Source organism: Salinimicrobium oceani (assembly GCF_012037645.1).
Genome location: NZ_JAAVJR010000297.1, coordinates 1 through 563, shown reverse-complemented (window position 1 = coordinate 563; position 563 = coordinate 1). Strand labels below are relative to the sequence as shown.

Genomic DNA, 563 nt, shown 5'->3' with positions numbered 1-563 from the left:
ATAAATTTGGAATGCACCTGTATGACCTGGACGGCAACAACTATTGCTTTGGGGATAGCAACGAGAGATTTTCTATACAGTCCATATCTAAGGTGTTTACCCTCGCCCTCGGCATGAAGGTGGTAGGAGATCAACTGTGGAACCGCGTAGGAGTCGAACCCTCGGGCGACCCTTTTAATTCCCTTTCCCAGTTGGAAAATGACTCCGGTATACCCCGAAATCCCTTTATTAACGCGGGTGCCATGGTGGTAGCAGATGTGCTTGTATCCAATTTCACTAATCCTAAAGCAGCGCTGCTTGCCTTTTTACACGAGATCACCGGAGATACGACTATTGACTACGATCCTGTGGTTGCGGCTTCTGAAAGATCTGAAGGCTACCGCAATTACGCTATGGTGAATTATCTAAAATCCTTCGGAAATATTGAAAACTCAGTCGAGGACGTACTGGATTTTTATTTCCATCAATGCTCCATCTCCATGTCGTGCCGCGATCTTTCCAATGCCTCTATCATTTTTGCTAACGACGGAAAGGTCATGGGCTCAGACCGGGAATTTCTTACC

The 563-nt window shown here is 46.4% G+C and carries 1 protein-coding gene; it reads left to right on the top strand.

Annotation, left to right across the window (positions count from 1 at the left end):
* Positions 1-11: 11 nt before the first annotated feature.
* On the top strand, positions 12-563 hold a 552-nt coding region (locus tag HC175_RS16825; protein ID WP_235942658.1), incomplete at its 3' end, for a glutaminase.